The organism is Labrys sp. ALF-8, from assembly GCF_059699065.1.
The window spans coordinates 1,677,533-1,703,473 of sequence record NZ_AP048538.1 but is presented as its reverse complement, the minus strand read 5'-3'; the positions used below and the strand labels follow the sequence as shown (position 1 = coordinate 1,703,473).

Genomic DNA, 25,941 nt, shown 5'->3' with positions numbered 1-25,941 from the left:
AGCGTGGGTTCGATGAGCAAGAAGAGCTACAGGCAGGCCATCAACGAAGCCCTGCGCCAGGAGATGCGGCGCGATCCGTCGGTCGTGCTGCTCGGCGAGGATATAGCCGGCGGCGCCGGAGCGCCTGGCGAGCAGGATGCATGGGGCGGCGTGCTCGGCGTCACCAAGGGGTTGCTGGCGGAATTCGGCCGCGAACGCATTCTCGATACGCCATTGAGCGAAAGCGCCTATATCGGGGCTGCCGCAGGTGCGGCCGCGACGGGATTGCGCCCGGTGGCCGAACTGATGTTCGTGGACTTCCTGGGGGTCTGCTTCGACCAGATCTTCAACCAGGCGGCGAAATTCCGCTACATGTTCGGCGGCAAGGCCCGCACGCCCCTGGTCATCCGGGCCATGTACGGGGCCGGTTTCCGCGCCGCCAGCCAGCACAGCCAGTGCCTCTATCCGATCTTCACCCATGTTCCGGGACTGAAGGTCGTGCTGCCGTCCTCCGCCTACGAGGCGAAGGGACTGCTGATCCAGGCCATACGGGACGACGATCCCGTGATCTTCCTGGAAAACAAGGTGCAATATGACGAGGAGGAGGAGGTACCGGACGAGCCCTATGCCATTCCCTTCGGCGAGGCCAACCTGACCCGCGAGGGCGACGACGTCACCATCGTGGCGTTCGGGCGCATGGTGGGATTCGCCAATGCCGCGGCGGATCGTCTCGAAAAGCAGGGCATTTCCTGCACGGTGCTCGACCCTCGCACGACCTCGCCGCTCGACACCGCCACCATTCTCGAATGCGTGGAGGAGACCGGCCGCCTGGTCGTCGTCGATGAGGCCAATCCGCGCTGCAACATGGCGACCGATGTCTCCGCGCTGGTCGCACAGGAGGCGTTCGGAGCGCTGAAGGCACCCATCCGCATGGTCTGCCCGCCTCACACTCCGGTGCCTTTCTCGCCGGTCCTGGAGGATGCCTACCTGCCCAGCGTGGACAAGATCGAGGCGGCGGTCCGGGCCGTCATGACTCACAAGACAAGGGAGGCCGCGTGACGATGACCGCAATTCACGCCATCACGATGCCGAAATTCGGTCTCGCCATGACGGAGGGCAAGGTCGCGGCCTGGATCAAGGCCGAGGGGACACCGATCAAGGTCGGCGACGAGATCGCCGATATCGAGACCACGAAGATCACCAACGCCTATGAAAGCCCGATCGAGGGCACGCTCAGGCGGCATGTGGCTGCGGAGCAGGAGGACTTGCCGGTCGGCGCCCTCATCGCCGTCGTCGCCGACGGGGCGGTGCCCGACGGGGAGATCGACGCCTTCATCGCGCGCTTCCAGGAGGATTTCGCGCAGAGCGGGGCCAGCGTCGAGGGCGCGGCTTCCCCGGTGCCGGCCCTGGCGGATATCGGCGGCCGGAACATCCGCTACCTCGAGAGCGGAGCGGAACAGGCAGGAGCTCCCATCGTCCTCATCCACGGCTTCAGCGGAGACCTGAACAACTGGATGTTCACTCAGCCGGTTCTTGCCGAGCGCCACCGCGTGTTGGCGCTCGACCTGCCGGGGCACGGCGGATCGGCCAAGCAGGTCGGGACGGGGGATCTCGCCAGCCTGTCCGAAGCGGTCGCGGCCTTTCTGCGGGCGCAGGGCATCGGCAAGGCGCATCTCGTCGGTCACTCGCTGGGAGCCGCGGTGGCCCTTAGGCTGGCCCTCGATGCGCCGGCCAGGGTTGCCTCGCTCACGCTCATCTGCCCGGCGGGCCTCGGTGCCGAGATCAATGGCGAGTTCACCACCGGCATGGTCGACGCCTCGCGGCGCAAGCAGCTTGAACCCATCCTGGGGATGCTGTTCGCCGACAAGTCGCTGGTCAGCCGCGACATGGCCGAGGATCTGCTCCGGTTCAAGCGCCTGGACGGCGCCCAGGCCGCCCTTGCAGCCATCGCCGAAGCCAACTTCGGCGGCGGCAGGCAGCATGAGATCCTGCGCGGCCGTTTGCCGGAGCTCCGCAATATCCCCATCCAGGTCATCTGGGGCATCGAGGACGAGATCATCCCGGCGCGCCAGGCCGAAGGGCTGCCGCCCGAGATAGGCGTGCATCTCCTCTCCAAGGCGGGACATATGCCGCACATGGAGCAGATCGGGGAGGTGAACCGGCTGATCCTCGCCCAGGCAGACTAGGGAATATGCTGCCCGGCCAGGGCATCCCGAATACGATCACGGAGGAAACGGTGCAGGGACTTGAAGGCAAGAGCATCATCGTCACCGGCGGCGCGCGAGGAATCGGCCTGGCGATGGCGCGGGGCCTGGTGGAGGGCGGCGCCCACGTCGCGGTGGCGGACCTCAACGCCGCCGACGCGAGGGCGACGGCGGAGACACTCGCCGTCGGAGGTGGCAAGACGATCGGCCTGGAGGTCGACGTGCGGGACCGGTCCAGCGTCAAGCGGATGGTCGAGGCGACCGTCTCGGCTTACGGCAGACTCGACGTGCTGTTCAGCAATGCCGGCATCGCCCAGGTCCGGCCGTTCCTCGACATCACGGAGGACGACTGGCACACGGTCATGAACGTCAACGGCCTCGGCGTGCTCATCGGCATGCAGGAGGCGATCAAGGTCTTCAGGGCCCAGGGGCGCGGCGGCAAGCTCGTCAACACCGCCTCGATCGCCGGCAAGCAGGGCTACGATCCGCTTGCCCATTATTGCGCGAGCAAGTTCTCGGTGGTGGCGCTGACGCAGGCGGCCGCCCGCGGCTTCGGCCCCGAGGGCATAACGGCCAACGCCATCTGTCCCGGCGTGGTGGCCACGCCGATGTGGCAGGTAATCGACCAGGGCTTCCAGGATCACGGCCTGAGCAAGTCGCCCCAGGAAGCCTTCAACAATTTCGCGGCCAGTGCCGTGTTGGGGCGGCCATCCCAGGCGGGGGATCTCACGGGTGTGGCGCGTTTCCTGGCGTCGAGCGAGTCGGACTTCATGACGGGCCAGACCCTGATCGTCGATGGCGGCATGATCTTCGATTGAGCGCGCGGCCCTTCGCAGTTGAAAGCGCGTCACCCGCTTGAAGGCGGGTGACGGTTCCTTCCGGCGACTTTGTTGAGAACAAAAATAGAACTTGCGCCAGTGAGAACAAAATGTGTACAAGAACTCACAGGGCACCGAGTCTTCGCCAAGGCAGCAGTTGCCGCTGTTGGAAAAGCATCCGTTTGGATGACGAATCCATTCACGCTTGATAGGGAACGGGCATATGAGTCAGACACAGCTGCGCTTGGTCGAAGGAACTTCAATGGACAAGACGAAGGCGCTCGACGCCGCCCTATCACAGATCGAACGCTCCTTCGGCAAGGGCTCGATCATGCGTCTCGGCAAGGGCACCAAGACGATGGAGGTCGAGGCGATCTCCACCGGCTCATTGGGTCTTGACATTGCGCTCGGCGTCGGTGGCCTGCCCAAGGGCCGAGTCATCGAGATCTACGGGCCGGAATCCTCTGGCAAGACCACGCTGGCGCTGCATAGCGTTGCCGAAGCGCAGAAGAAGGGCGGTGTCTGCGCCTTCATCGATGCGGAGCACGCGCTCGATCCGGTGTATGCCCGCAAGCTCGGCGTCAATCTCGACGAACTCCTCATCTCCCAGCCCGATACCGGCGAGCAGGCGCTGGAGATCTGCGATACGCTGGTTCGTTCCGGCGCCATCGACGTCATCGTCATCGACTCCGTTGCCGCCCTGACGCCGAAGGCCGAAATCGAAGGCGAAATGGGCGATGTCCAGCCGGGCCTGCAGGCGCGCCTGATGAGCCAGGCCCTGCGCAAGCTCACCGCTTCGATCGGGCGCTCCAATTCCATGGTGATCTTCATCAACCAGATCCGCATGAAGATCGGCGTGATGTATGGCAGCCCCGAAACTACGACGGGCGGCAATGCGCTGAAGTTCTATGCTTCCGTGCGCCTCGATATCCGCCGCGTCGGCGCCATCAAGGACCGCGAGGAAGTCGTCGGCAACCAGACCCGCGTCAAGGTGGTGAAGAACAAGGTGGCGCCACCCTTCAAGCAGATCGAATTCGACATCATGTATGGCGAGGGCGTCTCGAAGGTGGGCGAACTGATCGATCTCGGCGTCAAGGCCGGCGTGGTCGAGAAGTCCGGTGCCTGGTTCAGCTATGAGAGCCAGCGGCTGGGGCAGGGGCGTGAAAACGCCAAGCAGTTCCTCAAGGAAAATTCCGATATTGCCAACAAGATCGAATTGGCGATCCGCCAGAATGCCGGCCTCATCGCCGACCGCATCCTCGACAATATCGACCCTTCCGAGGCGGACGACGAATAGTTCGGCCTCCGTGTGCCGGTTTATCGTGTGACCCCTGTAGTGCGTTGACATGGGCGGGTGCGAACCCGCCCTTTTTTTGTCTGCCAGTTCCGGATCGTCGGAGTCCGCGATCCGGGTGCGAGCCGCAACGTCGCGCGGTCAGGGCTGGTTGGCAGGCTTCAGGTCCACGCCGTTGAGATTGCCGATGAAGTCCGTCAGCATCGGCACATAGGATTGCTCACCACCGGCGGCTACCGCGACGCCGAAGGAGTTCTTCACGGCATTGCCGATCGGATTGATCGCGCCGGCGGCGCTCGCCATCGATTCAAGGTAGCGCAGGTCCTTGAAGGCGTTGGCGATGGTGAACTTGTGGGCGTCGCGATCGCCCTCGAGCACCCAGCGGCTGAAGGTCTGGTAGAAGCCGCAATCCATGCGACCGCCGCGGATCACGGAATCGAAACGCTTGGGGGAGATGCCCACCTTCTGGGCGAGCGCCATGGCTTCCGCATACAGCGCCGCATAGCCGAGCGAGAGGAAATTGTTCAGGAGCTTCATGCGGTGGCCGTCGCCCGTGCCGCCCATGTGGATCACACGGCCGGCCCAGGTGGAAAGCACGGGCTTGAGGCGTTCGAACAAGGCGTCGCTTGCGCCCACCATGGTGTCGAGCGTGCCCTCCCACGCTTCCTTGGGCGTGCGCCCGAGCGGAGCGTCCGCGAACTCGATGCCTGCTTCAGCAAGTTCGGCCGCAATGGCTGCGGAGGAGGTGGGATCCGAGGTGGAGCAGTCCACCACGACCGAGCCCGGCTTCAGGCCGGCCTTCAGCCCATCCGGTCCACGCACGACGGCCTCGACCTCCTTCGAACCCGTGACGCACAGGAAGACGATGCTCGAATTGGCTCCGATCTCGCGCGCCGTCGCCACCTCCTTGGCACCTCGCCCCACGAGATCGTCGATCGGCGCGCGGTTGCGGTGGCCCATGATGGTGAGCGCATAGCCCTTCTCGACGATGTTCTTGGCCATGCCGTGGCCCATATAGCCAAGCCCGATGAAGCCGATCGTCTCTTTCGCATTCGTCATTGCTGTGATCCTGTATCCGTCCCGAAACAACATTCGCGTCTGCCCTTTCGGCAAGGGAGCCGACGGAATGCCGTGCCTCCTGAGGATTTTGCGGGCTCCGGGCCAGCCCGGGAGGAGCTGCCGGAAAGCCGGGTTTCCTGGGGCAGCGTAATGGACGGCCTCATGCAGAGGATTGCAAGCGAATTTGTATGACAACTTCGGGCAATTGCTGTGATTGCCGCGGCTCGCGGAAGCGATCTTGGCCTGCCATCGTCCGGAGACCCACGGGCAAGCTCCGGTCGGCGGCATGGTCGCAGTCCGCACATATTCCCGAGAAAAGCGGCCCGATCCGCCTCGTTCGAAGCTTCGCGACCCTCGACAGGCCGGAAGCACACCGCTACAACGCCCCTCCACCATGATGATGCTGAACCTGCCGAAAGGGAGGACCAGCTGGAACAGGCATACCGGGCAATGAGCGGCGTCAACGAGATTCGATCCACCTTTCTCGATTATTTCGTGCGGAACGGCCACGAGGCGGTGGCGTCCTCGCCGCTCGTGCCCCGCAACGACCCGACGCTGATGTTCACCAACGCCGGCATGGTGCAGTTCAAGAACGTCTTCACCGGCATGGAGAAGCGCCCCTACTCGCGTGCGGCGACCTCGCAGAAATGCGTGCGCGCGGGTGGCAAGCACAACGATCTCGACAATGTCGGCTATACGGCGCGCCATCACACCTTCTTCGAAATGCTGGGGAACTTCTCCTTCGGCGACTATTTCAAGGAACGTGCCATCGAACTCGCCTGGAACCTGATCACCAAGGATTTCGGTCTGCCGAAGTCCAAGCTGATGGTTACGGTGTTCTCCGAGGACGATGAGGCGCATGCCCTGTGGAAGAAGGTCGCCGGGCTGTCCGACGACAAGATCGTGCGCATCCCGACCTCCGACAATTACTGGCGCATGGGCGATACCGGGCCGAGCGGTCCGTGCTCCGAGATCTTCTACGATCACGGCGACCATATCTGGGGCGGGCCTCCGGGTTCGCCGGATGCGGACGGTGACCGCTTCATCGAGATCTGGAACCTCGTCTTCATGCAGTTCGAGGATCTGCCGGGCGGTGAACGCGTCAATCTTCCGCGCCCCTCCATCGATACCGGCATGGGGCTCGAGCGCATCGCCACCGTTCTCCAGCACAAGCACAACAACTACGACATCGACCTGTTCCAGGCCCTGATCCGCGCCTCGGTCGAGGCGATCGGCGTGCCGGCCGACGGCGACCACCTCGCCAGCCACCGCGTCATCGCCGACCATCTGCGCGCCTCCTCCTTCCTGGTCGCCGACGGCGTGCTGCCCTCGAACGAGGGGCGTGGCTATGTCCTGCGTCGCATCATGCGCCGCGCCATGCGCCATATCTCGCTGATGGGCGCCAAGGATCCGACCATGTGGAGGCTGGTGCCCGCACTGGTGCGCGAGATGGGCGCCGCCTATCCCGAACTCGTGCGCGCCGAGGACCTGATCAGCGAGACGCTTCGTCTGGAGGAGACCAGCTTCCGCCGCACGCTGGAACGCGGCCTCGCGCTGCTCGATACGGAAGCCAAGAAGCTCGGCGACGGCCAGGTTTTCTCGGGCGACGTGGCCTTCACGCTCTACGACACCTATGGCTTCCCACTCGACCTTACGCAGGACGCACTGCGCGCGCGCAATATCACGGTGGACCTCACCGCGTATGACGCCGCCATGCAGCAGCAGAAGGCCAAGGCGCGCGCCGCCTGGGCCGGCTCGGGCGATGCAGCCACCGAAGCGGTGTGGTTCGGCCTCAAGGAGCAGGTCGGCGCAACCGAATTTCTCGGCTACGAGACCGAGACGGCCGAAGGCGTGGCCATCGCGCTGGTGAAGGACGGCAAGCAGGTCGAGTCCCTGAACCAGGGCGAGAGCGGCTTCCTCATCCTCAACCAGACACCGTTCTACGGCGAGTCCGGTGGCCAGCAGGGCGACAGGGGCCTCGTCCATGCGGCGGGCCTCAAGGTGCAGGTGACGGATACGCAGAAGAAACTCGGCGATCTCTTCGTCCACGCCGTGACCGTCGAGGAGGGCGTGTTGACGGTGGGCGACGCGCTCGAATTGGCCGTCGATCGCAAGCGCCGCTCGGCCATCCGCGCCAACCATTCCGCTACCCATCTCCTGCATGAGGCTCTCCGTCTCACGCTGGGCGATCACGTGGCCCAGAAGGGTTCGCTCGTGGCACCGGACCGCCTGCGCTTCGACTTCTCGCACCCCAAGCCGATCACGGACGAGGAATTGCGCGAGATCGAGGACCTCGCCAACGAGATCGTTCTGCAGAACAGCGAAGTGACGACCCGCCTGATGAGCGTCGACGACGCCATCGCTTCCGGCGCTCGCGCGCTTTTCGGCGAGAAGTATGGCGACGAGGTTCGCGTCGTCTCGATGGGCGAGGGGCTTCCGGGCTCGAACAAGGCCTGGTCGGTGGAGCTTTGCGGCGGCACCCATGTGCGCCGTACCGGCGACATCGGGCTGATCCGCATCGTGTCGAACGGCGCGGTTGCGGCCGGCGTGCGCCGCATCGAGGCCATGACCGCGGAGGGCGCCCGCAAGCATCTCGTCAATGAGAGCCGCCTCCTGCAGGGCTTCGCCGACGTGCTGCGCGCACCCGTTCACGAAGCCGGCGATCGGCTCGCGATCCTGGTCGAGGAGCATCGCAAGCTGGAGCGCGATCTCGCCGAGGCCCGCAAGAAGCTCGCCATGGGCGGCGGCGGAGGAGAGAGCGAGATCCGCACCGCCGGAAAGACGCGCCTGCTCGCCAAGGCCGTGTCCGGTATCGAGCTCAAGGATCTGAAGGCCCTGGCCGACGAGGGCAAGAAGCAGATCGGCTCCGGCATCGTCGCCATCGTCGCCACTTCCGAGGACGGCCGTGCCGGCTTGGTGGTTGGTGTCACCTCCGACCTGATCGACAGCTTCAATGCCGTCGACCTCGTGCGCAAGGGATCCGAGGCGCTCGGCGGGAAGGGCGGGGGAGGCCGTCCCGACATGGCGCAGGCCGGCGGCCCGGATGGTGCCAAGGCGCAGGCCGCCCTGGATGCGATCGCTGCCGCCGTAGCGGAGGCCTGAATGACACCTCCACCTCCCACTCCGAAATGGATGCAGCCCCTTTGGGTGCGGATACTGCTCTGCGTCCTGCCCGGTGCCTGGGCGGTCATGGAGTTCGTCAACGGCAACCAGTTCTGGGCGTTGATGTTCGCCCTCGTGGCCGCCTACGGGGCCTGGACCTATCTGATCCAGTACAAGCCGCCTGCGGCGTGAGTGCACTGGAGGCATGCGTGTCGAGGAAGCCCATCGGGAAACGGTGGCAGCCTCGGTCCTGGTGGCGATTGTGAGCGAGCCTTGAACGAGAAGGTTCGAAGGGACGATAATGAGCAGCTTTCCCGTCTACAGCTTCGATAACGCCATCGTCAGGCAGCCGCCCGCGAGTGTGACGCACGGCTTGCGGGCAGAGGATCGTGGCGCTCCGACGCATGATGGCGTCAATGCCGAGCACCGCCTCTACGTCGAGGCCCTGCAGAGCGCCGGCGTCGCCGTCGAGGTGCTTCCGGCGCTGGAGGAGTTTCCCGACTGCCTCTTCGTCGAGGATCCTGCGCTGGTATTTCCCGAAGGCGCTATCCTGCTCCGGCCGGGTGCGCAGAGCCGGTTCGGCGAGACGGCGGCCATCGAACCGATCCTGCGTCGGCGCTTCGGCAAGGTTCTGTCACTGCCTGGCCCGGGTTTCGCCGACGGTGGCGATGTGCTGGTGACGCCTGGCAAGGTGATGATCGGCCTGTCGGACCGGACCACGCGCGAAGGAGCGCAGGCCCTGATCGGGGTGCTGGCGGAACTTGGCCGCATCGGCGTCATCGTCACCACGCCGCCGGGTGTCCTGCATTTCAAGTCGGACTGCTCCCTGCTGGACGAGCAGACCATGCTCTCCACCGCCCGGCTGGCGGCTTCGGGCGTGTTCGAGGGGCTGCGGGTGCTCCTCACGCCGGATGGCGAGGAAGGCGCGGCCAACGCGCTGCGCGTCAACGAGCGCGTCTTCGTCGGCGCCGACTTTCCGCGCACTGCGGCCATGCTGGAGGCCGAAGGCTACAGCGTGGTGCGCTTGCCCACGAGCCAGATCGCCAAGATCGACGCCGGGCTTTCCTGCATGTCGCTGCGCTGGCATAGCTGACACGGATTGTGACGGTCCTCCGCCACCTTCCGGATATCGGACGCCCGCCGGCCAGCGCCTTTGCGGTTCTGCATCATGCCGGCCGCGTGGTCTTGGCGAAGTTGGCCTCGAAACGCCGGAATACCGCCTCGATGATCAGCGTGGTCACGAGGTAGCCCGCCGCCACGACCAGGAGCGGGGTGTAGGTGATCGCTTCGCGCGACCGGATGATGTTGATCTGGCCGAGCAGGTCCTGGACGCTGACGAGATAGGCGAGGGCCGTCGATTTCAGGCAAAGGATCGTCTCGCCGGCGAAGGTCGGCATCATGGCCTGCATGGCGCGCGGCAGCCATATGCGGCGAATCAGGCCGAAGCCGTGAAAGCCATATGCCCGGGCTGCCTCCAGTTCGCCGCGCGGCACCGACAGCAGGGCTCCACGGACGATTTCTCCGACATAGCCGCCCACGCTGATCACCAGCGCGAAGATGACATAGTAATAGCCGTCCTTCAGGACCGGCCAGATGAAGCTCTGGCGGATACCGGGAATGGCCGGAAAAAGCGAGCCGAGGCCGTAATAGTAGATGAAGAGCTGCACCAGGAGCGGCGTGCCTCGGATCACCGAGACGAAGCCGGTGGCAAGCCCGTAGATGGCGGGGTTCTTCGATACGCGGCCGAAGCCCACGAGTATGGCCAGCGGATAGCCGAACAGCAGCGAGAAGAAAAGCAGCTTCAACGTGGTGTAGAAACCACTCAGGATAGCCGGCCAGTATTTGGCGATCCAGGCGAAATTGGAGGCGAACCAGGTTGCGAGATCCATGAGTTGCCTTACCCGAGCCTCGGCATCCAGCGCCGGATGTGATGGTCGATCATCTTGATGAAGATGTTTGAGAACTGCGTCAGCGCATAGAAGATAGCCCCGCAAAACAGCAGGAAGGAGAAATACATGCGCGTTGAGCCGGCTGCGGCCATCGCCGTGGAGATCAACTCCTTGTAGCCGACCACGAAGATGAGGGCGGAATCCTTGAGAATCGACATCCAGAGATTGGTGAGCCCCGCGAAGGCGTAGGGGATCATGAGCGGCAGGATGACGCGCCGGAAGAGGCCGAAGCCATGCATGCCGTAAGCTTTGGCGGCCTCGATCTGTCCCTTCGGCAGCGCCACTACGGCGCCGCGCAGGATCTCCGACGCGTAGGCGCCCTGCACGATGCCCAGCACCACGAGCGCGGCGAGGAAGCCGTCGATGCCGACCGTGCCGAACCCCAGCGCGGCCAGGAGTTCATTGAGCGCCTGTTGTCCCGCGTAATAGAGGATCAGGATCATCAGGACTTCCGGAACGGCGCGGCAGATCGTGGAGTAGCCATTGGCGAGAGCCACGATCCAGCGGGGGCCGCGCAGCTTCGCCCAGGCCACCAGCCCGCCGATCAGGAGGCCCGCGATATAGCCGCCGACGGACAGTTCCACGGTGACCACCAGGCCTTGCAGGAAGGCGACGCCCCAGCCCGCCCTCAATTGTTCCCAAAATGCTTCCACGTCCGATTCCGCAATGAGGAAAAGGGCCGGCCTGACGCATCAGGCCGGTTGGAAAGGAATCCGGATTGCCGGGCGTTCAGGCGCCCGGTCCGGCTCACTTCGGCGGGGTGCCTACTTCGTACTTGAAGTACTTCTTCTCGAGCGTCGCGAAATCGCCGCTGGCGTAGACGGCCTTGATACCCTCGTCGAGCTTGGCCTTCAGGTCGGTATCTTCCTTGCGCAGGCCGCCACCGACGCCACCGTCGAAGATGGGATCCTTGGGGAAGGTCTTGACGTCGCAGCAGGTGCCGTCCTTGCCGCCGAGGAAGTCGTCGAGAGCGGCGGCGTCGGCCAGCACGAGGTCCAGGCGACCGGCCGCTAGATCGGCATTGGCGGCATCCTGCGTGCCGTAGGTCTTGATGTCTGCGTCAGGATAGGCCTTTTGCACATACTGGGCGTGGATGGTGCTTGTCTGCACGCCGATCGTCTTGCCCTTCAGCCCTTCCGCCGTGAAGTCGAACTTGTCGTCCTTGTTGCCGATGAACTCGGCCGGCGTGTTGTAGTACGAGATGGTGAAGGCGATCTGCTGCGAGCGTTCCGGCGTGATGGTCATCGACGCCCAGATGACGTCGATCTTCTTCGAGGTCAGGGCCGGAATGATGCCGTCCCAGGCTGTAGCGACGATCTCGCAGTCAAGCTTGGCCGCCTTGCAGACGAGATTGGCAAGATCGACCTCGAAGCCGACCCATTTTCCGGAGGCATCGAGGGAGGCGAAGGGTGGGTAGGGCTCGGCGGCGACGCTGACCTTGATCGGGTCCGCCTGCGCGGATGCGAGCGCCGCGCCAAGGAAGATCGCCGTGGCGGCGAGCATTTTGGTCGTGAGAATCTTCATCGTATTTCCCTGCTGGATGAACGGTCGTCTTTTGTTTTTTATGGTGGTTTTGATTGTTGAGATCTGGTCCGCGAGTGTTCTGGCGCCCTCCTGCCCCGAACTGGAAGTTCAACTGGTGCATTTCACTTTAGGATGGAGACATCCTCAATCGAAAAAGGCTCGTGATTTCTGTATGCTAGGCTGGATGAGCGGTTCTGCCTTACCGCATTTCGCCCTAATGCTGCCTAGGGGAGACGAACTGGCGGCAACGCTCGCTGTTGGGATTGCCGAACACCCTGGAAGGCGGGCCTTCCTCTTCCACATTGCCGTTGTAGAGGTACATGACGTGGCTTGCCACGTCGCGGGCGAAGGCCATTTCATGGGTAACCAGGATCATGGTGCGTCCTTCGGCTGCAAGGTCGCGGATCACGCGCAGCACCTCACCGACCAGTTCCGGATCGAGTGCCGAGGTCGGCTCGTCGAACAGCATCACCTTCGGGCGGATGGCGAGCGCGCGCGCGATGGCGGCGCGCTGCTGCTGGCCACCGGACAGGAAGGCGGGATAGGTGTCCTTCTTGGCGTAGAGGCCGACCTTCTTCAAAAGCTCCTCGGCGTGCTCGATGGCTTCGGCCTTCTTCTCGCCGAGCACATGCACCGGGGCCTCGATGACGTTCTCGAGCACCGTGCGATGCGCCCAGAGGTTGAAGCTCTGGAATACCATGCCCAGGCGGCTGCGGATACGCTGGAGCTGCTTCTGGTCCGCGACCGCCATCGCGCCAGCACCGGCAGGCTTGAGCCGGATTTCCTCGTTGCCGATGAGGATGCGGCCGGAATTGGGAATTTCGAGGAGATTCGTGCAACGCAGCATCGTGCTCTTGCCCGAACCGGACGCCCCGATGAGGGCAATAACGTCACCCTGATGTGCTGTTAGGGAAACTCCCTTGAGGACTTCCAGCAAGCCGAAGCTCTTATGAATGTTGTCGAGCTGTACAACCGGCGTTCGATCGTCGGCTGCTTGCGAGCTTCCCTCAGGCATCCAGATACCTCACGTTCCGTTTCCGGAGTCTCTGCCTAGAACTGTAGCAGCCATTTTAGATTGCACAAGCTGGCAGCAGCTGTCTTTGTGGACAGCGTCATGGTCTGGTCTTTGACGCGAGTTTGGGGTACCCAAGCAACGAAATTGGAACCCGTCGATGTCGCTTGCCTCCTCCATTCGGAAAGTCCTGGTCCCCATCAACCGCGAGGGCTATCCCTTTCTGGCCATTGCCGGCGTGCTCACGCTGATCGCGCTGATATGGGTCAAGGTGCTGTTCTGGCCGTTGCTGATCATCACGGCCTGGGTGGCCTATTTCTTTCGCGATCCGGCACGCGTGACGCCGGTACGCGAAGGGCTGGTGGTATCTCCCGCCGATGGCGTGGTAAGCCAGATCGCCAACGTGCTGCCGCCGCCCGAACTGGGCCTCGCCAACCGGTCGCTGCTGCGTGTATCGATCTTCATGAACGTCTTCGACTGCCATGTGAATCGCAGCCCGGTGACCGGCACGATCACGCGGATCGCCTACAAGCCCGGCAAGTTCCTCAATGCCGATCTCGACAAGGCGAGCGAGGACAATGAGCGCAACGGCTTCATCATTGATACGGGCACCGCACAATATGGCGTGGTCCAGATCGCGGGACTGGTTGCGCGCCGCATCGTATGCTGGACCAATGAGAACGAGCATGTCGCCGTCGGCCAGCGCCTCGGTATGATCCGCTTCGGTTCGCGCGTCGACGTCTACCTGCCGGAAGGCGTGCGGCCCCAGGTCGGGATCGGGCAGAAGATGGTGGCCGGCGAGACGATTATCGCCGACGCGAACGCCGCCATGCCGCATCTCACTCATCGCATCGGCTAGGCCGGTCAGGACCCATGGATCCGCTGTTTCCGCCATTCCAACCCGAAAGCCCGGATCCGAAGAAGGGATGGGGTCGGCGCGGCATTCCTTTCCGCGTGCTCATCCCGAACGTCATCACGCTTCTCGCACTTTGCGCGGGTATGAGCGCCATTCGCCTGGCCATTGAGAACAAGCTCGATCTCGCCATCGGCTGCATCGTCGTGGCGGCCCTGCTCGACGGCATCGACGGCCGTGTGGCGCGCTATCTGAAGGGCACCTCGAAATTCGGCGCAGAACTCGATTCCCTCGCCGATTTCGTCAATTTTGGAGTGGTTCCGGGCATCGTGCTCTATTTCTGGGGATTGCACGACCTGAAATCGCTGGGCTGGATCGGTTCGCTCGTCTACGCCATCTGCACCGTGCTGAGGCTGGCGCGCTTCAATGTCTCGATCGGCGATCCCAACCGCCCTCCCTACCAGGCCAATTTCTTCACCGGGATGCCGGCGCCGGCGGGCGCCTGGACCGTGCTCCTGCCAATCTATCTCAGCTTCCTCGGTATCGAGCACGAGCCGAGCCACGCGATGTTCGAACTCGCTTATGTGCTGCTCATCGCATTCCTGATGATCTCGACCATTCCCACCTTCTCGGGGAAGAAACTCGGCAGCCGCGTACCTCGCGAGTGGGTACTGCCCATTTTCGTGGTGGCGGTGGTGCTCGTGCTGCTGCTGGCCTTCAATCCTTGGGAAACGCTGACGGCGATCACGCTGGCTTATCTCGCCACGATACCGTTCGGCATCATCTATTACCGCCGCCAAGCCAAGGCGTATCAGGCTTCCCGCCAACAGGACGCGGAGAAGCCTGTCGAGCAGGGCTGATGCCTGCTCCTTTTATGGCGAAGGGATCTCGCCTCAGATGGGGCGAGCCAGCACGTGGCGCTTCTTGCCGAGCGAGAGCTTGATCACGCCGTCGGCCGTTACGTCGGCGCTGCCGAGCACGGCCTTGGGGTCGGTGACGGCGCTGTCGTTGATGCGCAGGCCGCCGCTGGCGATCTGGCGCCTGGCCTCGCTGGTGGAAGGCACCAGCCCGGCCTGCACGAAGGCGTTGAGCACGCCGACGCCGTCAGCGAGGCCGCCGAGGTCGAAGCTCGGCAGGTCGGCTGCCAGCGTTCCTTCCTCGAACGTCTTGCGAGCGGTCTCCTCTGCCGCGAAGGCCTTCTCTCGTCCATGGAGCAGGGCGGTTGCTTCGGTCGCCAGGCGCTTCTTCGCCTCGTTGATCTCGGCTCCCCCGAGCGCGGCGAGCCTGGCGACCTCGTCGAGCGGCAGCGTCGTGAACAGCTTCAGGAAGCGCTCGACGTCGGCGTCCTCGGTATTGCGCCAGTACTGCCAGTAATCATAGGCCGACAGCATATCCTCGTTGAGCCAGATGGCTCCGGATGCGGTCTTGCCCATCTTGGCGCCGGAGGCGGTCGTCAGCAGCGGGCAGGTCAGCGCATAGAGCTGCGGCGTGCCCATGCGCCGTCCCAGGTCGATCCCGTTGATGATGTTGCCCCACTGGTCCGAGCCGCCCATCTGCAGCACGCAGCCATAGCGCCTGGAAAGCTCGACGAAGTCGTAGGCCTGCAGGATCATGTAGTTGAATTCGATGAAGGAGAGCTCATGCTCGCGCTCGAGCCTTAGCTTCACCGAATCGAAGGACAGCATCCTGTTGACCGAAAAATGCCTGCCGATGTCGCGCAGCATGTCGATGTAGTTGAGCTTGGTGAGCCATTCGGCATTGTCGACCATCAGGGCGTTGCCGGCGTCGTAGTCGATGAGCTTGGCGAAAACCTTCTGGATGCCGCTCTTGTTCTCCTCGATCTGCTCGACGGTGAGGATACGCCGGGTTTCGTCCTTGCCGGAGGGATCTCCGACGCGCGTGGTGCCACCGCCCATGAGCGTGATCGGCTTATGGCCTGACTGCTGGAACCAGTGCAGCATCATGATCGAGATGAGGGAGCCGATATGAAGCGACGGCGCCGTGCAATCATATCCGACGTAAGCCGTGAGCTGGCCTTTCGAGGCGGCATCGTCCAGGCCTTCCAGGTCGGAGACCTGGTGGACGTAGCCGCGCTCGGTGAGGATGCGCAGGAAATCGGATTTTAACGCGGTCATGACAGAAGCTTTCGATCGGCAAATTCGGGCCGTTGCCCATTCGATTGAGAAATCGCGACGGACGGCAGGCCCCGACTGCCGCCGTCTATCAGGTTTATCCGCGCTTTGGTACAGTCCAAGTCTGAAATCGAGGTAGTTTGCGCATGAAGACGATGTTGACCGCCCTCGGATTGATGTCCGGAACCTCCATGGACGGCATCGATGCCGCCCTGATCGAGACGGATGGGGAGGGGGTGGTGCGAATGGGCCCTTCCAGGGAACTCTCCTATGGCGACGAGGAGCGGATGCTGCTGCGCCAGGCGCTCGCCGATGCGCCGCCGATGACGAAGCGGTCCGAGCGTCCAGGCGCGCTCCGCGCCGCCGAGCGGCTGGTGACCCGTAAGCACGCCGACATCGTTTCCGACTTCCTGAAGGAGCACGATCTCTCCCCCGACGATATCGATGTCGTCGGGTTCCATGGCCAGACAGTGCTGCATCGGCCGCATGACCGGCTGACGGTGCAAATCGGCGACGGGCAGGCGCTCGCGGACAGTCTCGGCATCCCGACCGTTTATGACCTGCGTGCCGCGGACGTAGCCGAGGGCGGGCAGGGCGCACCGCTCGTGCCGGTCTACCATCAGGCTCTGGTGCGTGAGGCCAAGCTGGCCGGCCCCGTCGCCGTGCTCAATCTCGGCGGTGTCGGAAACATCACCTACATTGCCGAGGGGCGCGATCCCGTGGCCTTCGACACGGGGCCTGCCAATGCCCTGATCGACGATCTGATGCTGGAGCGCACCGGCGTGGCCATGGACCAGGATGCCCGTCAGGCCTTGGCGGGGCTGGTCGACCAGGAAATCCTCGCCGTGCTGATGGCGCATCCCTTCTTCCAGGAGAAGCCGCCGAAGTCGCTCGATCGCAACGCCTTCTCGCGCGAGGCCGTCGCGGGACTTTCGACCCGTGACGCAGCCGCAACGCTCGCCGCCTTCACGGCCCGCAGCGCCGCAGCCGCGCGCCAATGGCTGCCGCGTGAACCGCGTCTTTGGATCGTCTGCGGCGGTGGCGCACGCAACCCGGCAATCCTGAAATTCCTGCGCGAGGAAACGGGTGCAACCGTCCGCACTGCCGATGAATTCGGCTGGTCAGCTTCCATGATGGAGGCGCAGGCCTTCGCCTATCTCGCGGTGCGCTCGCTGAAGGGATTGCCACTGACATTTCCCTCCAGCACGGGGGTTCCGCGGGCGCTGACGGGTGGCGTGCTGGCGACGCCCGGCCAAGGCAAGGGCAGGCTCACGGCATGATCGGTCGCCTCAATCACGTCGCCATCGCCGTGCGCGATCTGACGAGCGCTTCCGCCGTCTATCGCGATACGCTTGGCGCGGACGTGTCCGAGCCGCAGGCCGTGCCCGAGCATGGCGTGACGGTGGTCTTCATCACCCTGCCGAACACCAAGATCGAATTGCTCGAACCTCTCGGCGCGAACTCGCCGATCGCCCGTTTCCTGGAGAAGAATCCCGACGGCGGCATGCACCACATCTGCTACGAGGTGGATGACATCATCGCGGCGCGCGACCGTCTCAAGGAAGCCGGCGCGCGCGTGCTGGGGGACGGCGAGCCGAAGATCGGTGCCCATGGCAAGCCGGTGCTGTTCCTGCATCCCAAGGATTTTTCGGGCACGCTGGTGGAACTGGAGCAGGCGTGACATCCTGGGAGCAGGGTATTTCACCGCATCCTGGAACCACGGGCAAAGAAGAAGGGCGCAGCCTGCACGGCTGCGCCCTTGCTTGTTGAAAGAAGCAACGCCCGAAGCATTGGCGACCCCGGGCAGCGTGTCAGCCGTTGCTCTTGCGCCGTATCGGGGTGAGCAGGAAGGACGGTACGTGATCGCCGAGACCGATCACGACCGGGCCGTCGTCCTCGTCATGGCGGCGGCGCTGTGCCGGCCGGCGCTGATCGGCGGGTTTTGGCGAGTCAGCGGCGTTGCGCGTGGCGCGAGGCGATTCTTCCGCGTCACGAACAGGCTTGGCATCGCGGGCAGGCTTGGCTTCGTGAGTGGACTTGGTATCGTGGGCGGGCTTGGCATCACGTGTCCTGCCGCCGTGAGAACGCTCACCCTCGCCCTTCTTGCCGCTGCGATCACGGCGACCGCGGCGGGGCCGGTCGGAAGCCTCTTCCTCGTCGTCGCCCTCGACCGGCGGCGGATCATTGGTGAAGGGGATCTTGTTGCCGGTCAGCGTCTCTATGGCGGAGACGTGCTTGCCGTCCGCCGCGGAAACGAGCGTAAAAGCCCAGCCTGAGCGGCCGGCGCGGCCGGTACGTCCGATCCGGTGCACGTAATCGTCGGCGTGGATGGGCACGTCGAAATTGAAAACATGGCTGACATCTGGAATGTCGAGGCCGCGGGCCGCGACGTCCGAGGCCACCAGGAGCGGCATTTCACCGTTGCGGAAGCTGTCGAGCGCGGCCATGCGCGAGCGCTGATCCATGTCGCCGTGCAGCGCGACGGCGCCGAACCCGTGCTTGACCAGCGATTTATGGAGGATCGCGACTTCCGATTTGCGGTTGCAGAAGACGATGGCGTTCTTGAGATTCTCAGCTGAACGGATCAGGCGGCGCAGAGTCTGGCGCTTGTCATGCGGTGCCGAGCGGGTGTGGACGAGAGCCTGAGTGATGGTGGCCGCCGCGGTTGCGGGACGGGCGACTTCGACCTGCACCGGATTATGAAGAAACTGGTCGGTGATGCGCTTGATTTCCGCCGGCATCGTCGCGGTGAAGAACAGCGTCTGCCGGGTGAAGGGCACCAGCTTGCAGATGCGCTCGATGTCGGGAATGAAGCCCATGTCGAGCATGCGGTCCGCTTCGTCGATCACCAGAAGTTCCACGCCGGTGAGAAGGAGCTTGCCACGCTCGACATGGTCGAGCAGGCGGCCGGGGGTGGCGATCAGCACGTCGACGCCCCGGGTTATCTTCGCATCCTGGTCGCCGAAGGAAACGCCGCCAATAAGGAGCGCCACCGAGAGACCGCTGTTGGAGCCGTAGCGATCGAAATTTTCCTGCACCTGAGCCGCGAGTTCCCGCGTGGGCTCCAGGATCAGCGTGCGGGGCATGCGCGCCCGTGCCCGGCCCTTTTCAAGGAGCGTCAGCATCGGCAACGTGAAGGCGGCGGTCTTGCCGGTGCCTGTCTGTGCAATGCCCAGCACATCGCGGCGCTGCAACACGTGCGGAATGGCCTGAGCCTGGATTGGCGTGGGGGTGGTGTAGCCTGCCGCTTCGACAGCGGCGAGGACCTTGGGAGAAAGACCGAGTTCAGCGAAGCTCATTGCGGAAATGTCGAACCAACAGAGGCCGTCCCCATCGGACGGCAGAGGGCGGCTCGCATCGCCGCACGGAAATCCACATGCCTTCAACGAGGAGGAGGCTTGGATGCCGCGAACATAGGGTCGAAAGTGGAATTGTCAATGGTTTTGGGCTGAAAACGGGCCATTTTCTGGCTCTTCGCCCGCTTTTCTTTATGCAGGGCGAGTCGGAACGCCGCCGGAACCACCCCGTTCCCAAGGAAAGGTGCGATGAGTTTTCCGCCTGAATTGCGCCATCCCCGGATGCAAAAACAAAAAAGGCGGGCATTGCCCACCTTCTTCATGCCGGCGTTCCCGAGGAGTTACTCCACGGATTGGTCGGGCTTCTTTGACGGCTTGGCAGGCTTCGCCGGCTTGGCGGCGGCCGTCTTGACGGGTTTCGGCTTGGGCTTGCGGGCTGCCGGGGTATCCGAGGCATCGCCGAAGCGCTCGTTGATCTTGCGGGCGATCGGGTCGTCGCGCTGGGCCGAGGGATCCATCGGCAGGATGGTCTCGACGGGGTCGCCCTGGTCGATCGAGCCGGTCTGGTCCTGGATGATCGGGAATTGCGGCGCGTTCGGGTCGGAATAGGCCTGCAGGGCCGTGTTGGCCGCCGGCTGGGCGGCGGGCGCGTTGGCTGTGGGAGCCGTGCTTGCGATCAGGGGCTGCGGCTGCGGGGCAGCTTCGGGCACGCTGATGGTCGCCGTCTGGGCGGGTGGGGCGGCGGGCGTCGAATGCAGCGAGCGGGCCGTATCGATCGCGCCGACAAAGGCGACGAAACCAGCCGCGACCAGCGCGCCCTCACGCTTCAGCTTCCAGTGCCAGCGGGCCCGATAGGCCGTATGCCAAAGCCAGCCGATGGTGATATCGACAGCACTCGCAAGCAACATCTTCAACTCCAGACACAACGCAACGCAATTCAGTGACAGGCACTATTGCGCGTGATGGTGAAGAAAGACTTGCCAAGGCGAATCAGTCGGTAAGAAATTTTGCGGCAGGTGCGGATTGTCGCGGAAAGCTATCCCAGCAGGTCCCTGATCTTCTTCGCATGCTGGGCCAGCACGCCGTGGTCCGCCATGGCGCGGGGCCGCGGGGGAATGCCTGTCCTCATGGGCAGGATGTGGAAATGGATATGAGGCACTTCCTGGCCACCCGAGGCTTCCGAATGCAGGCGCAGCGTGTGGCCGTCCGCATCGAACGCCTTGCAGGCGGCGAGGGAGATCTTCTGGGCGACCTTCACGAGATTGGCGAGTTCCTCAGGCTCGACATCGAAGATGTTGCGTGCCGGCTTCCTGGGAATCACCAGCGCGTGGCCGTCGACAATCGGCATGATGTCGAGGAAGGCGAGCGTGCGATCGTCCTCGTAGACGGTGTGGTTCGGGATCTCGCCGCGCAGGATCTTGGCAAAGATGTTGTCGGGATCGTAAGCGGTCATGCCGCTATCCTTTCTTGAAGGGCGCTGCCTCGTCGAGGGCTTCGTGATTGGCCGCCACCTGCGCACGTTCATGCGACAGGTAATCGTCGATCGCGCGGCGCAGGCCGGGATCGGCGATATAGTGGGCGGAGTAGGTTGTAACCGGGCGGTAGCCGCGCGCAAGCTTGTGTTCGCCTTGGGCGCCCGCCTCGACACGCTTCAGCCCGCGTGCGATGGCGAAGTCGATGGCCTGATGGTAGCAGAGTTCGAAATGCAGGAAAGGGTGGTCCTCGACGCAACCCCAGTTTCGGCCATACAGCGTATCGGAACCGATGAAGTTGATGGCGCCCGCAATATAGCGTCCCTCGCGCTTGGCCATGACCAGGAGCACATGTTCGGCCATGCTCTCGCCGATGAGGGCGTAGAACTTGCGGTTCAGATAGGGCCGGCCCCATTTGCGCGAACCGGTATCCATGTAGAACGAGAAGAAGGCGTCCCAGGCCTCCCTGGTAAGCGTCTTGCCCGTGAGATGCTCGACGGTGATGCCGTTGGCGAGGGCATCGCGGCGTTCGCGCTTGATGGTCTTGCGCTTGCGCGAGGCGAGGGCGGCGAGGAAGTCCTCGAAACTGCCGTAGCCTTCGTTGATCCAGTGAAACTGCTGGTCGGTGCGTTGCAGGAAGCCCTGTTCGCCCAACCACTGCCAGTCCTCATGGCCGATGAAGGTGGCGTGTATGGAGGAACCGCCGATCGAGCGCAGCGTGGCCTTCGCTCCGGCGACGAGCGCCGCCGAGACCTCACCCCTGTCCTCGCCCGGACGGATCAGGAAACGCCGGCCGGTGGCTGGGGTGAAGGGCACGCTCACCTGCAGCTTTGGATAATAGTGGCCGCCGGCCCGTTCATAGGCGTCCGCCCAGCCCCAGTCGAAGACATACTCGCCCTGGCTGTGGGTCTTGCCGTAGGCCGGCATGATCCCCGCAAGCCGACCGTCGGGGCGCTCGGCGACGAGGTGCAGCGGTGTCCACCCGCTGCGCTGGCCGACGCAGCCGCTCGCTTCGAGAGCGTGCAGGAAATCGTAGGAAATGAAAGGGTTGAAATGTTCGGCAGCGGGGTCTGGGGCCGCCAACTCGCTGTCGTCAGCAGCCGCACGCTCGACTCCGCCGCGCTCCTGCTGCGGCCAAGCGCGCATGGGATTGGCGCACAGGTCCCAGTCGTCACGTCCGACGGCTTCGATCGAGGAGGCAACCTTGATCGTGAAGCCGGTATCGCTCAATGCCAAAATCCCTCGACTATTGCAGGATCACTATAGGGGGAGCCGCCGCACGGTCGAGGCCGTGGCGGCGCCTTGCCAATCATTTAGGCGTGATCAGGCAGGAGGCAAGAGGGACATTCCCGCGCCTGCGCGTTTCGGCAGGGCGATGACGAAACCGTTGCTATCTTTCGTCCGCTTGCCCTGTCGGTAGTCATTCAACCTCGATCAGCGCTTCGACTTCGACGGTCGAGTCCAGCGGCAGCGAGGGCACGCCAATGGTGGAGCGGGCATGACGTCCCTTGTCGCCGAACACCTCGACCATCAGGTCCGAAGCGCCGTTCATCACGGCGGGATGCGTCGTGAAATCGGCGGTAGCAGCGATAAAGCCGCCCAGGCGCACGACACGCACCACCTTGTCGAGGGAACCCACCGCCGCCTTGATCTGGGCGAGCACGTTGATGGCGCAGTAGCGCGCCGCCACCCGGGCGTCTTCAACGGTAACGGTGCCGGCACCGAGCTTGCCGGTGGCTGCGAGCTTGCCCTCGGCGTTGAAGCAGAGCTGGCCGGAAATGACGAGCAGGTTGCCGGTGCGGACGGTCCCGACATAGTTGGCGACCGGGGCCGCGGGGGTGGGCAGGGTTATGCCGAGTTCGGCAAGGCGTGTATCGATGGCGGACATGGGAAAATCCTGGGAAAGAGGAGGCTTCCTTGGACCGCAGGCGTCCCCCTGCTCCCGGAAACGGTGTCGTTCGAGAGGCAGGCGGGATGCCCGTGGTCACGGGGTAGGGCGATGGCGCTTAAGCCATCGCCTTCTTCAGGTTCTCGTCGACCTTGTCGAGGAAGCCGCTGGTCGACAGCCAGCGCTGATCCGGCCCGACGAGCAGCGCCAGATCCTTGGTCATGAAGCCGGATTCGACCGTGTCGACGCAGACCTTCTCGAGCGTGGAGGCGAACTTGGCGAGTTCGGCATTGTCGTCGAGCTTGGCACGATGGGCGAGGCCGCGGGTCCAGGCGAAAATCGAGGCGATGGAGTTGGTCGAGGTCTCCTTGCCCTTCTGGTGCTCGCGATAATGGCGGGTCACCGTGCCGTGGGCGGCCTCGGCCTCCACAGTCTTGCCGTCGGGGCTGAGCAGCACCGAAGTCATGAGGCCGAGCGAGCCGAAGCCCTGGGCCACGATGTCGGACTGCACGTCGCCGTCATAGTTCTTGCAGGCCCAGACATAGCCGCCCGACCACTTGAGCGCCGAGGCGACCATGTCATCGATCAGGCGGTGCTCATAGGTGAGCTTGCGCTTGTCGAACTCGGCCTTGAACTCCTTCTCGAAGACTTCGGCGAAGATATCCTTGAAACGGCCGTCATAGACCTTGAGGATGGTGTTCTTGGTCGACAGATAGACCGGGAAGTTGCGCGCCAGGCCATAGTTGAAGGAGGCGCGGGCGAATTCACGGATCGACTCGTCGAGATTGTACATGGCGAGCGCCACGCCATCCCCCGGTGCCTTGAAAACTTCCCTCTCGATCACCGTGCCGTCCTCGCCGACGAACTTGATGGTCAGCGTGCCCTTGCCGGGGAAGCGGAAATCGGTGGCGCGGTACTGGTCGCCGAAGGCATGGCGGCCGACGACGATCGGCTGGGTCCAGCCGGGCACGAGGCGCGGCACGTTCTTGCAGATGATCGGCTCGCGGAAGATCACGCCGCCGAGGATGTTGCGGATCGTGCCATTGGGCGACTTCCACATTTCCTGGAGATTGAACTCCTTCACGCGGGCTTCATCCGGCGTGATGGTGGCGCATTTGACGGCGACACCATGGCGCTTGGTGGCCTCGGCGGCCTCAACGGTCACCCTGTCGCGGGTCTTGTCGCGGTTCTCGATGCTGAGGTCGTAATAATCGAGCTGGAGGTCGAGATAGGGGAAGATCAGCTTGTCCTTGATCTGTTGCCAGATGATCCGGGTCATCTCGTCGCCGTCCATATCGACGACCGGATTGGCCACCTTGATCTTCGCCATCGTAAACGCCTCATTTTTTGGGGAATATGAGGCGGCTATAGCACCGCGCTCCCCAAGGGGGAAGCTGGGCAGCGACCGCTTCGGCAATTTTTGCCGCGGGGAAGATGCATCATCGAACCGCCGGTTGAGCCTGCTTCATGGCCGCCACCAGGGCATCGTCTATCGAGCGTGCCCTGATGGCCGCCGGTCGGTCCGAGATCCGGCGCCAGTAGCTTTCGAAGGCGGGGCGCTGCTCGATGGACTTGAACATCAGGCCCCAGCCGATCTGGGCGCCGAAATAGACGTCGGCGGCGGAGAACTTGTCGCCGGCGATGAATTCGTTCTGCGAGACGGCGAACTCGAGAGTGTCCATGACATCCGCGAAGCAGCCATAGCCCGCCATGCGCTCTCGGCCGGCCGGGATCTCGAAGCCGAGAGCCTTGTTGGTCACTGCCGCCTCCACAGGCCCGGCGGCAAAGAACATCCAGCGATAATAGGAACCTCTCGCGGGATCGTTCGGCGCCGGCGCCAGTCCGGCCGCCGGGAAGGCATCGGCAAGGTAGGCGCAAATCGCGCCGCCCTCGGTTACTATCGTACCGCGGTGGGAGATCGTCGGTACCTTGCCCATGGGATTGAGGGCCCGATAGCCCGGCGCCTTCATCGTGGTGCCGAAATCGAGGATTTCGGTGCGATAGGGACGACCGACTTCTTCGAGCATCCAGCGGGCGATTCGTCCGCGCGACATCGGATTTGTGTAGAAGACGAGGTCATCGCTCACGGCCTGCTCCCTGCTCTGCCTGGACTTCAGGGTATCAGGCCGCACGGCTTTTGGAAGGCCAGGCCTCAGTTGCAGACCTCGCGGGTGCGATAGATGTAGGTCTGCGAATAGTCGTCCCAGACGCGATAGCTCACCGTGCGGCAATCGTAATAGGTGGTACGGCTGTAGGTCTGGGTGACGCGGTAGGAATTGGAATAGCCGCCGTAGCCGCCCGAGTAGCCGTAGTCGCAGTCATCGGCGAGGGAGACGGTGGTGGCGGCCGTCAGGGCGCTGGCTGCGAAGGCGAGGGTGAGAAGGGTCTTGCGCATCGTGGTGGTCCTTCATGTGCGGGCGTTGTGCCCTTGTCTATGTGAGGACCCTATCGCCGGCGGCTTGGGCGAGGCCGTGCGGAATGACACGCAGGCCCGGATGGGCGTGATGGCCATGTTTCGAAGGTAACAGGGATCGACCGCAGGGGCGAAGGGCGGTATGGAGCGGGAATCCCTGCCTCGAACGTGAGAACAGCCGTGACGCCTCCCGCCGTAATTCTGGTTCGTCCCCAGCTTGCCGAGAATATCGGCATGTGCGCCCGTGCCATGATGAATTTCGGCATGAGCGAGATGCGCCTGGTCTCTCCTCGGGACGGCTGGCCGAAGAAGGGCGCCCGCCAGGCATCCTCCGGCGCCTCCGCCGTGCTCGACAATGCCAGGCTGTTCGAGACGACCGAGGAGGCGGTCGCCGACCTCCACTACGTCTTTGCCACGACGGCGCGCGAGCGCGGCCAGATGAAGGAGATCTTCGCGGCGGACGAAGGCGCCCGGAAGATGCAGGCGCTGGCAGGCGACGGCGCTCGCAGCGGCGTGCTGTTCGGGCCGGAGCGGATGGGCCTGTCCAATGACGACGTGGCACTGGCGGATGCCATCATCTCCTTCCCCGTCAGCCCAGCCTTCACCTCGATCAATCTAGCGCAGGCCGTGCTGCTCGTGGGATATGAGTGGTGGAAGCTGATCTCGGGCGGCAAAGCGCCCATCGCGTCCACGCGCACGTCCCCGCCCGCGACGCGCGAGCACATGCTGGCGTTCTTCGACTATGTGGAGAAGGAACTGGACGCCGTCTCCTTCTTCTATCCCCCCGAGAAGCGCGACGTGATGGTCCGCAACTTCCGCAACATCTGGCATCGGCTGGAGATGACCGAGCAGGACGTCCAGACGATGCGCGGCGCGGTGGCTTCGCTGGTGGGCGGACGGCAGGGCACCCGGATCAAGCGGGACTGAGAAGGAGGAAGCGCGCGCC

27 protein-coding genes are annotated in these 25,941 nt (G+C 63.9%); 12 read left to right on the top strand and 15 right to left on the bottom strand.

Annotated features, from left to right (window positions below; all coding sequences use genetic code 11):
* Positions 1-12 precede the first annotated feature (12 nt).
* From AC6H34_RS28145 to recA, 4 genes are all read left to right on the top strand, one after another.
* Entirely contained in the window at positions 13-1,038 is a 1,026-nt protein-coding gene (locus AC6H34_RS28145) for an alpha-ketoacid dehydrogenase subunit beta (RefSeq protein ID WP_448148017.1), read from the top strand.
* 2 nt (positions 1,039-1,040) lie between these two features.
* Complete coding sequence (locus AC6H34_RS28140) at positions 1,041-2,165, top strand: acetoin dehydrogenase dihydrolipoyllysine-residue acetyltransferase subunit (RefSeq protein WP_497541288.1); 1,125 nt, start codon at positions 1,041-1,043, stop codon at positions 2,163-2,165.
* Positions 2,166-2,170: 5 nt separating this feature from the next.
* Positions 2,171-3,001 (top strand): SDR family NAD(P)-dependent oxidoreductase, encoded by an 831-nt coding sequence (locus AC6H34_RS28135; protein ID WP_497541036.1) that lies wholly within the window; start codon positions 2,171-2,173, stop codon positions 2,999-3,001.
* A gap of 223 nt (positions 3,002-3,224) precedes the next feature.
* On the top strand, positions 3,225-4,298 hold the full coding sequence (gene recA, locus AC6H34_RS28130) for a recombinase RecA (protein WP_497541035.1): 1,074 nt from the start codon (positions 3,225-3,227) through the stop codon (positions 4,296-4,298).
* A 138-nt stretch (positions 4,299-4,436) separates the two neighbouring features.
* On the opposite strand, the gene AC6H34_RS28125 is transcribed toward recA, so the two are convergent.
* Positions 4,437-5,354, bottom strand: a complete 918-nt coding sequence (locus AC6H34_RS28125; RefSeq protein ID WP_497541034.1) for an NAD(P)-dependent oxidoreductase — start codon at positions 5,352-5,354, stop codon at positions 4,437-4,439.
* A gap of 450 nt (positions 5,355-5,804) precedes the next feature.
* On the opposite strand from AC6H34_RS28125, the gene alaS reads away from it, so the two are divergent.
* The 3 genes from alaS (at position 5,805) to AC6H34_RS28110 (ending at position 9,549) form a co-directional block, all read left to right on the top strand.
* Positions 5,805-8,456, top strand: a complete 2,652-nt coding sequence (alaS, locus tag AC6H34_RS28120) for an alanine--tRNA ligase (RefSeq protein ID WP_497541033.1) — start codon at positions 5,805-5,807, stop codon at positions 8,454-8,456.
* Positions 8,457-8,648 carry a hypothetical protein gene (locus AC6H34_RS28115; protein WP_448148012.1) on the top strand — a complete coding sequence of 64 codons (192 nt, stop codon included), beginning with the start codon at positions 8,457-8,459 and terminating at the stop codon, positions 8,646-8,648.
* A 109-nt stretch (positions 8,649-8,757) separates the two neighbouring features.
* A complete protein-coding gene (locus AC6H34_RS28110) occupies positions 8,758-9,549 on the top strand; it encodes a dimethylarginine dimethylaminohydrolase family protein (RefSeq protein WP_497541032.1) in 792 nt (263 codons plus the stop codon).
* 73 nt (positions 9,550-9,622) lie between these two features.
* On the opposite strand, the gene AC6H34_RS28105 is transcribed toward AC6H34_RS28110, so the two are convergent.
* The 4 genes from AC6H34_RS28105 to AC6H34_RS28090 all read right to left on the bottom strand — a co-directional run bounded on the left by AC6H34_RS28105 (position 9,623) and on the right by AC6H34_RS28090 (position 12,944).
* Positions 9,623-10,345 carry an ABC transporter permease subunit gene (locus AC6H34_RS28105; protein ID WP_448148010.1) on the bottom strand — a complete coding sequence of 241 codons (723 nt, stop codon included), beginning with the start codon at positions 10,343-10,345 and terminating at the stop codon, positions 9,623-9,625.
* Positions 10,346-10,353: 8 nt separating this feature from the next.
* On the bottom strand, positions 10,354-11,058 hold the full coding sequence (locus AC6H34_RS28100; protein WP_448148009.1) for an ABC transporter permease: 705 nt from the start codon (positions 11,056-11,058) through the stop codon (positions 10,354-10,356).
* A 94-nt stretch (positions 11,059-11,152) separates the two neighbouring features.
* Positions 11,153-11,923: a transporter substrate-binding domain-containing protein gene (locus AC6H34_RS28095; protein ID WP_497541287.1), complete on the bottom strand. Its 771-nt coding sequence runs from the start codon at positions 11,921-11,923 to the stop codon at positions 11,153-11,155.
* A gap of 220 nt (positions 11,924-12,143) precedes the next feature.
* Complete coding sequence (locus AC6H34_RS28090; protein WP_448148008.1) at positions 12,144-12,944, bottom strand: ABC transporter ATP-binding protein; 801 nt, start codon at positions 12,942-12,944, stop codon at positions 12,144-12,146.
* A gap of 157 nt (positions 12,945-13,101) precedes the next feature.
* Between AC6H34_RS28090 and AC6H34_RS28085 the strand changes: the two genes are divergently transcribed.
* Positions 13,102-13,800: a phosphatidylserine decarboxylase gene (locus AC6H34_RS28085; protein ID WP_497541031.1), complete on the top strand. Its 699-nt coding sequence runs from the start codon at positions 13,102-13,104 to the stop codon at positions 13,798-13,800.
* A gap of 14 nt (positions 13,801-13,814) precedes the next feature.
* The gene (pssA, locus tag AC6H34_RS28080) at positions 13,815-14,654 is read left to right on the top strand and encodes a CDP-diacylglycerol--serine O-phosphatidyltransferase (RefSeq protein WP_448148006.1); all 840 of its coding nucleotides are present in this window, start codon (positions 13,815-13,817) and stop codon (positions 14,652-14,654) included.
* 33 nt (positions 14,655-14,687) lie between these two features.
* On the opposite strand, the gene tyrS is transcribed toward pssA, so the two are convergent.
* A complete protein-coding gene (gene tyrS / locus AC6H34_RS28075; RefSeq protein ID WP_448148005.1) occupies positions 14,688-15,929 on the bottom strand; it encodes a tyrosine--tRNA ligase in 1,242 nt (413 codons plus the stop codon).
* 152 nt (positions 15,930-16,081) lie between these two features.
* Between tyrS and AC6H34_RS28070 the strand changes: the two genes are divergently transcribed.
* Positions 16,082-17,206, top strand: coding sequence for an anhydro-N-acetylmuramic acid kinase (locus AC6H34_RS28070; RefSeq protein WP_448151298.1), 1,125 nt, complete (start codon positions 16,082-16,084; stop codon positions 17,204-17,206).
* A complete protein-coding gene (gene mce / locus AC6H34_RS28065) occupies positions 17,203-17,607 on the top strand; it encodes a methylmalonyl-CoA epimerase (RefSeq protein WP_448148004.1) in 405 nt (134 codons plus the stop codon). Before AC6H34_RS28070 ends, mce begins: the two co-directional genes overlap by 4 nt.
* 130 nt (positions 17,608-17,737) lie before the next feature.
* Here mce and AC6H34_RS28060 read toward each other — a convergent pair whose 3' ends face one another.
* The 9 genes from AC6H34_RS28060 to AC6H34_RS28020 all read right to left on the bottom strand — a co-directional run bounded on the left by AC6H34_RS28060 (position 17,738) and on the right by AC6H34_RS28020 (position 24,977).
* Positions 17,738-19,225 (bottom strand): DEAD/DEAH box helicase, encoded by a 1,488-nt coding sequence (locus AC6H34_RS28060; RefSeq protein ID WP_497541030.1) that lies wholly within the window; start codon positions 19,223-19,225, stop codon positions 17,738-17,740.
* 83 nt (positions 19,226-19,308) lie between these two features.
* A complete protein-coding gene (locus AC6H34_RS28055; protein ID WP_497541029.1) occupies positions 19,309-19,545 on the bottom strand; it encodes a hypothetical protein in 237 nt (78 codons plus the stop codon).
* A gap of 18 nt (positions 19,546-19,563) precedes the next feature.
* Positions 19,564-20,130, bottom strand: coding sequence for a hypothetical protein (locus AC6H34_RS28050; RefSeq protein ID WP_497541028.1), 567 nt, complete (start codon positions 20,128-20,130; stop codon positions 19,564-19,566).
* 128 nt (positions 20,131-20,258) lie between these two features.
* A complete protein-coding gene (locus AC6H34_RS28045; RefSeq protein WP_448148001.1) occupies positions 20,259-20,675 on the bottom strand; it encodes an HIT family protein in 417 nt (138 codons plus the stop codon).
* A gap of 4 nt (positions 20,676-20,679) precedes the next feature.
* Entirely contained in the window at positions 20,680-21,924 is a 1,245-nt protein-coding gene (locus tag AC6H34_RS28040) for a GNAT family N-acetyltransferase (protein ID WP_497541027.1), read from the bottom strand.
* Between the two features lie 190 nt (positions 21,925-22,114).
* The gene (locus AC6H34_RS28035; protein WP_448147999.1) at positions 22,115-22,582 is read right to left on the bottom strand and encodes a RidA family protein; all 468 of its coding nucleotides are present in this window, start codon (positions 22,580-22,582) and stop codon (positions 22,115-22,117) included.
* A gap of 118 nt (positions 22,583-22,700) precedes the next feature.
* Positions 22,701-23,912: an NADP-dependent isocitrate dehydrogenase gene (locus tag AC6H34_RS28030; protein WP_448147998.1), complete on the bottom strand. Its 1,212-nt coding sequence runs from the start codon at positions 23,910-23,912 to the stop codon at positions 22,701-22,703.
* A gap of 109 nt (positions 23,913-24,021) precedes the next feature.
* Positions 24,022-24,669 (bottom strand): glutathione S-transferase family protein, encoded by a 648-nt coding sequence (locus AC6H34_RS28025; RefSeq protein ID WP_497541026.1) that lies wholly within the window; start codon positions 24,667-24,669, stop codon positions 24,022-24,024.
* A gap of 65 nt (positions 24,670-24,734) precedes the next feature.
* Positions 24,735-24,977 carry a hypothetical protein gene (locus AC6H34_RS28020; RefSeq protein WP_448147996.1) on the bottom strand — a complete coding sequence of 81 codons (243 nt, stop codon included), beginning with the start codon at positions 24,975-24,977 and terminating at the stop codon, positions 24,735-24,737.
* Between the two features lie 198 nt (positions 24,978-25,175).
* Here AC6H34_RS28020 and AC6H34_RS28015 point away from each other — a divergent pair, with 198 nt between their 5' ends.
* Positions 25,176-25,922 (top strand): RNA methyltransferase, encoded by a 747-nt coding sequence (locus AC6H34_RS28015; protein WP_448147995.1) that lies wholly within the window; start codon positions 25,176-25,178, stop codon positions 25,920-25,922.
* The last annotated feature ends 19 nt before the right edge of the window (positions 25,923-25,941 follow it).

What these genes read in the sequence shown, in the direction of transcription:
- AC6H34_RS28145 (WP_448148017.1), top strand. Translation starts at nt 13, where the DNA reads ATGAGCAAGAAGAGCTACAGGCAGGCCATCAACGAAGCCCTGCGCCAG.
- AC6H34_RS28140 (WP_497541288.1), top strand. Translation starts at nt 1,041, where the DNA reads ATGACCGCAATTCACGCCATCACGATGCCGAAATTCGGTCTCGCCATG.
- AC6H34_RS28135 (WP_497541036.1), top strand. Translation starts at nt 2,171, where the DNA reads ATGCTGCCCGGCCAGGGCATCCCGAATACGATCACGGAGGAAACGGTG.
- recA (WP_497541035.1), top strand. Translation starts at nt 3,225, where the DNA reads ATGAGTCAGACACAGCTGCGCTTGGTCGAAGGAACTTCAATGGACAAG.
- AC6H34_RS28125 (WP_497541034.1), bottom strand. Translation starts at nt 5,354, where the DNA reads ATGACGAATGCGAAAGAGACGATCGGCTTCATCGGGCTTGGCTATATG.
- alaS (WP_497541033.1), top strand. Translation starts at nt 5,805, where the DNA reads ATGAGCGGCGTCAACGAGATTCGATCCACCTTTCTCGATTATTTCGTG.
- AC6H34_RS28115 (WP_448148012.1), top strand. Translation starts at nt 8,457, where the DNA reads ATGACACCTCCACCTCCCACTCCGAAATGGATGCAGCCCCTTTGGGTG.
- AC6H34_RS28110 (WP_497541032.1), top strand. Translation starts at nt 8,758, where the DNA reads ATGAGCAGCTTTCCCGTCTACAGCTTCGATAACGCCATCGTCAGGCAG.
- AC6H34_RS28105 (WP_448148010.1), bottom strand. Translation starts at nt 10,345, where the DNA reads ATGGATCTCGCAACCTGGTTCGCCTCCAATTTCGCCTGGATCGCCAAA.
- AC6H34_RS28090 (WP_448148008.1), bottom strand. Translation starts at nt 12,944, where the DNA reads ATGCCTGAGGGAAGCTCGCAAGCAGCCGACGATCGAACGCCGGTTGTA.
- AC6H34_RS28085 (WP_497541031.1), top strand. Translation starts at nt 13,102, where the DNA reads ATGTCGCTTGCCTCCTCCATTCGGAAAGTCCTGGTCCCCATCAACCGC.
- pssA (WP_448148006.1), top strand. Translation starts at nt 13,815, where the DNA reads ATGGATCCGCTGTTTCCGCCATTCCAACCCGAAAGCCCGGATCCGAAG.
- tyrS (WP_448148005.1), bottom strand. Translation starts at nt 15,929, where the DNA reads ATGACCGCGTTAAAATCCGATTTCCTGCGCATCCTCACCGAGCGCGGC.
- AC6H34_RS28070 (WP_448151298.1), top strand. Translation starts at nt 16,082, where the DNA reads ATGTTGACCGCCCTCGGATTGATGTCCGGAACCTCCATGGACGGCATC.
- mce (WP_448148004.1), top strand. Translation starts at nt 17,203, where the DNA reads ATGATCGGTCGCCTCAATCACGTCGCCATCGCCGTGCGCGATCTGACG.
- AC6H34_RS28060 (WP_497541030.1), bottom strand. Translation starts at nt 19,225, where the DNA reads ATGAGCTTCGCTGAACTCGGTCTTTCTCCCAAGGTCCTCGCCGCTGTC.
- AC6H34_RS28055 (WP_497541029.1), bottom strand. Translation starts at nt 19,545, where the DNA reads ATGAAGAAGGTGGGCAATGCCCGCCTTTTTTGTTTTTGCATCCGGGGA.
- AC6H34_RS28050 (WP_497541028.1), bottom strand. Translation starts at nt 20,130, where the DNA reads ATGTTGCTTGCGAGTGCTGTCGATATCACCATCGGCTGGCTTTGGCAT.
- AC6H34_RS28045 (WP_448148001.1), bottom strand. Translation starts at nt 20,675, where the DNA reads ATGACCGCTTACGATCCCGACAACATCTTTGCCAAGATCCTGCGCGGC.
- AC6H34_RS28035 (WP_448147999.1), bottom strand. Translation starts at nt 22,582, where the DNA reads ATGTCCGCCATCGATACACGCCTTGCCGAACTCGGCATAACCCTGCCC.
- AC6H34_RS28030 (WP_448147998.1), bottom strand. Translation starts at nt 23,912, where the DNA reads ATGGCGAAGATCAAGGTGGCCAATCCGGTCGTCGATATGGACGGCGAC.
- AC6H34_RS28020 (WP_448147996.1), bottom strand. Translation starts at nt 24,977, where the DNA reads ATGCGCAAGACCCTTCTCACCCTCGCCTTCGCAGCCAGCGCCCTGACG.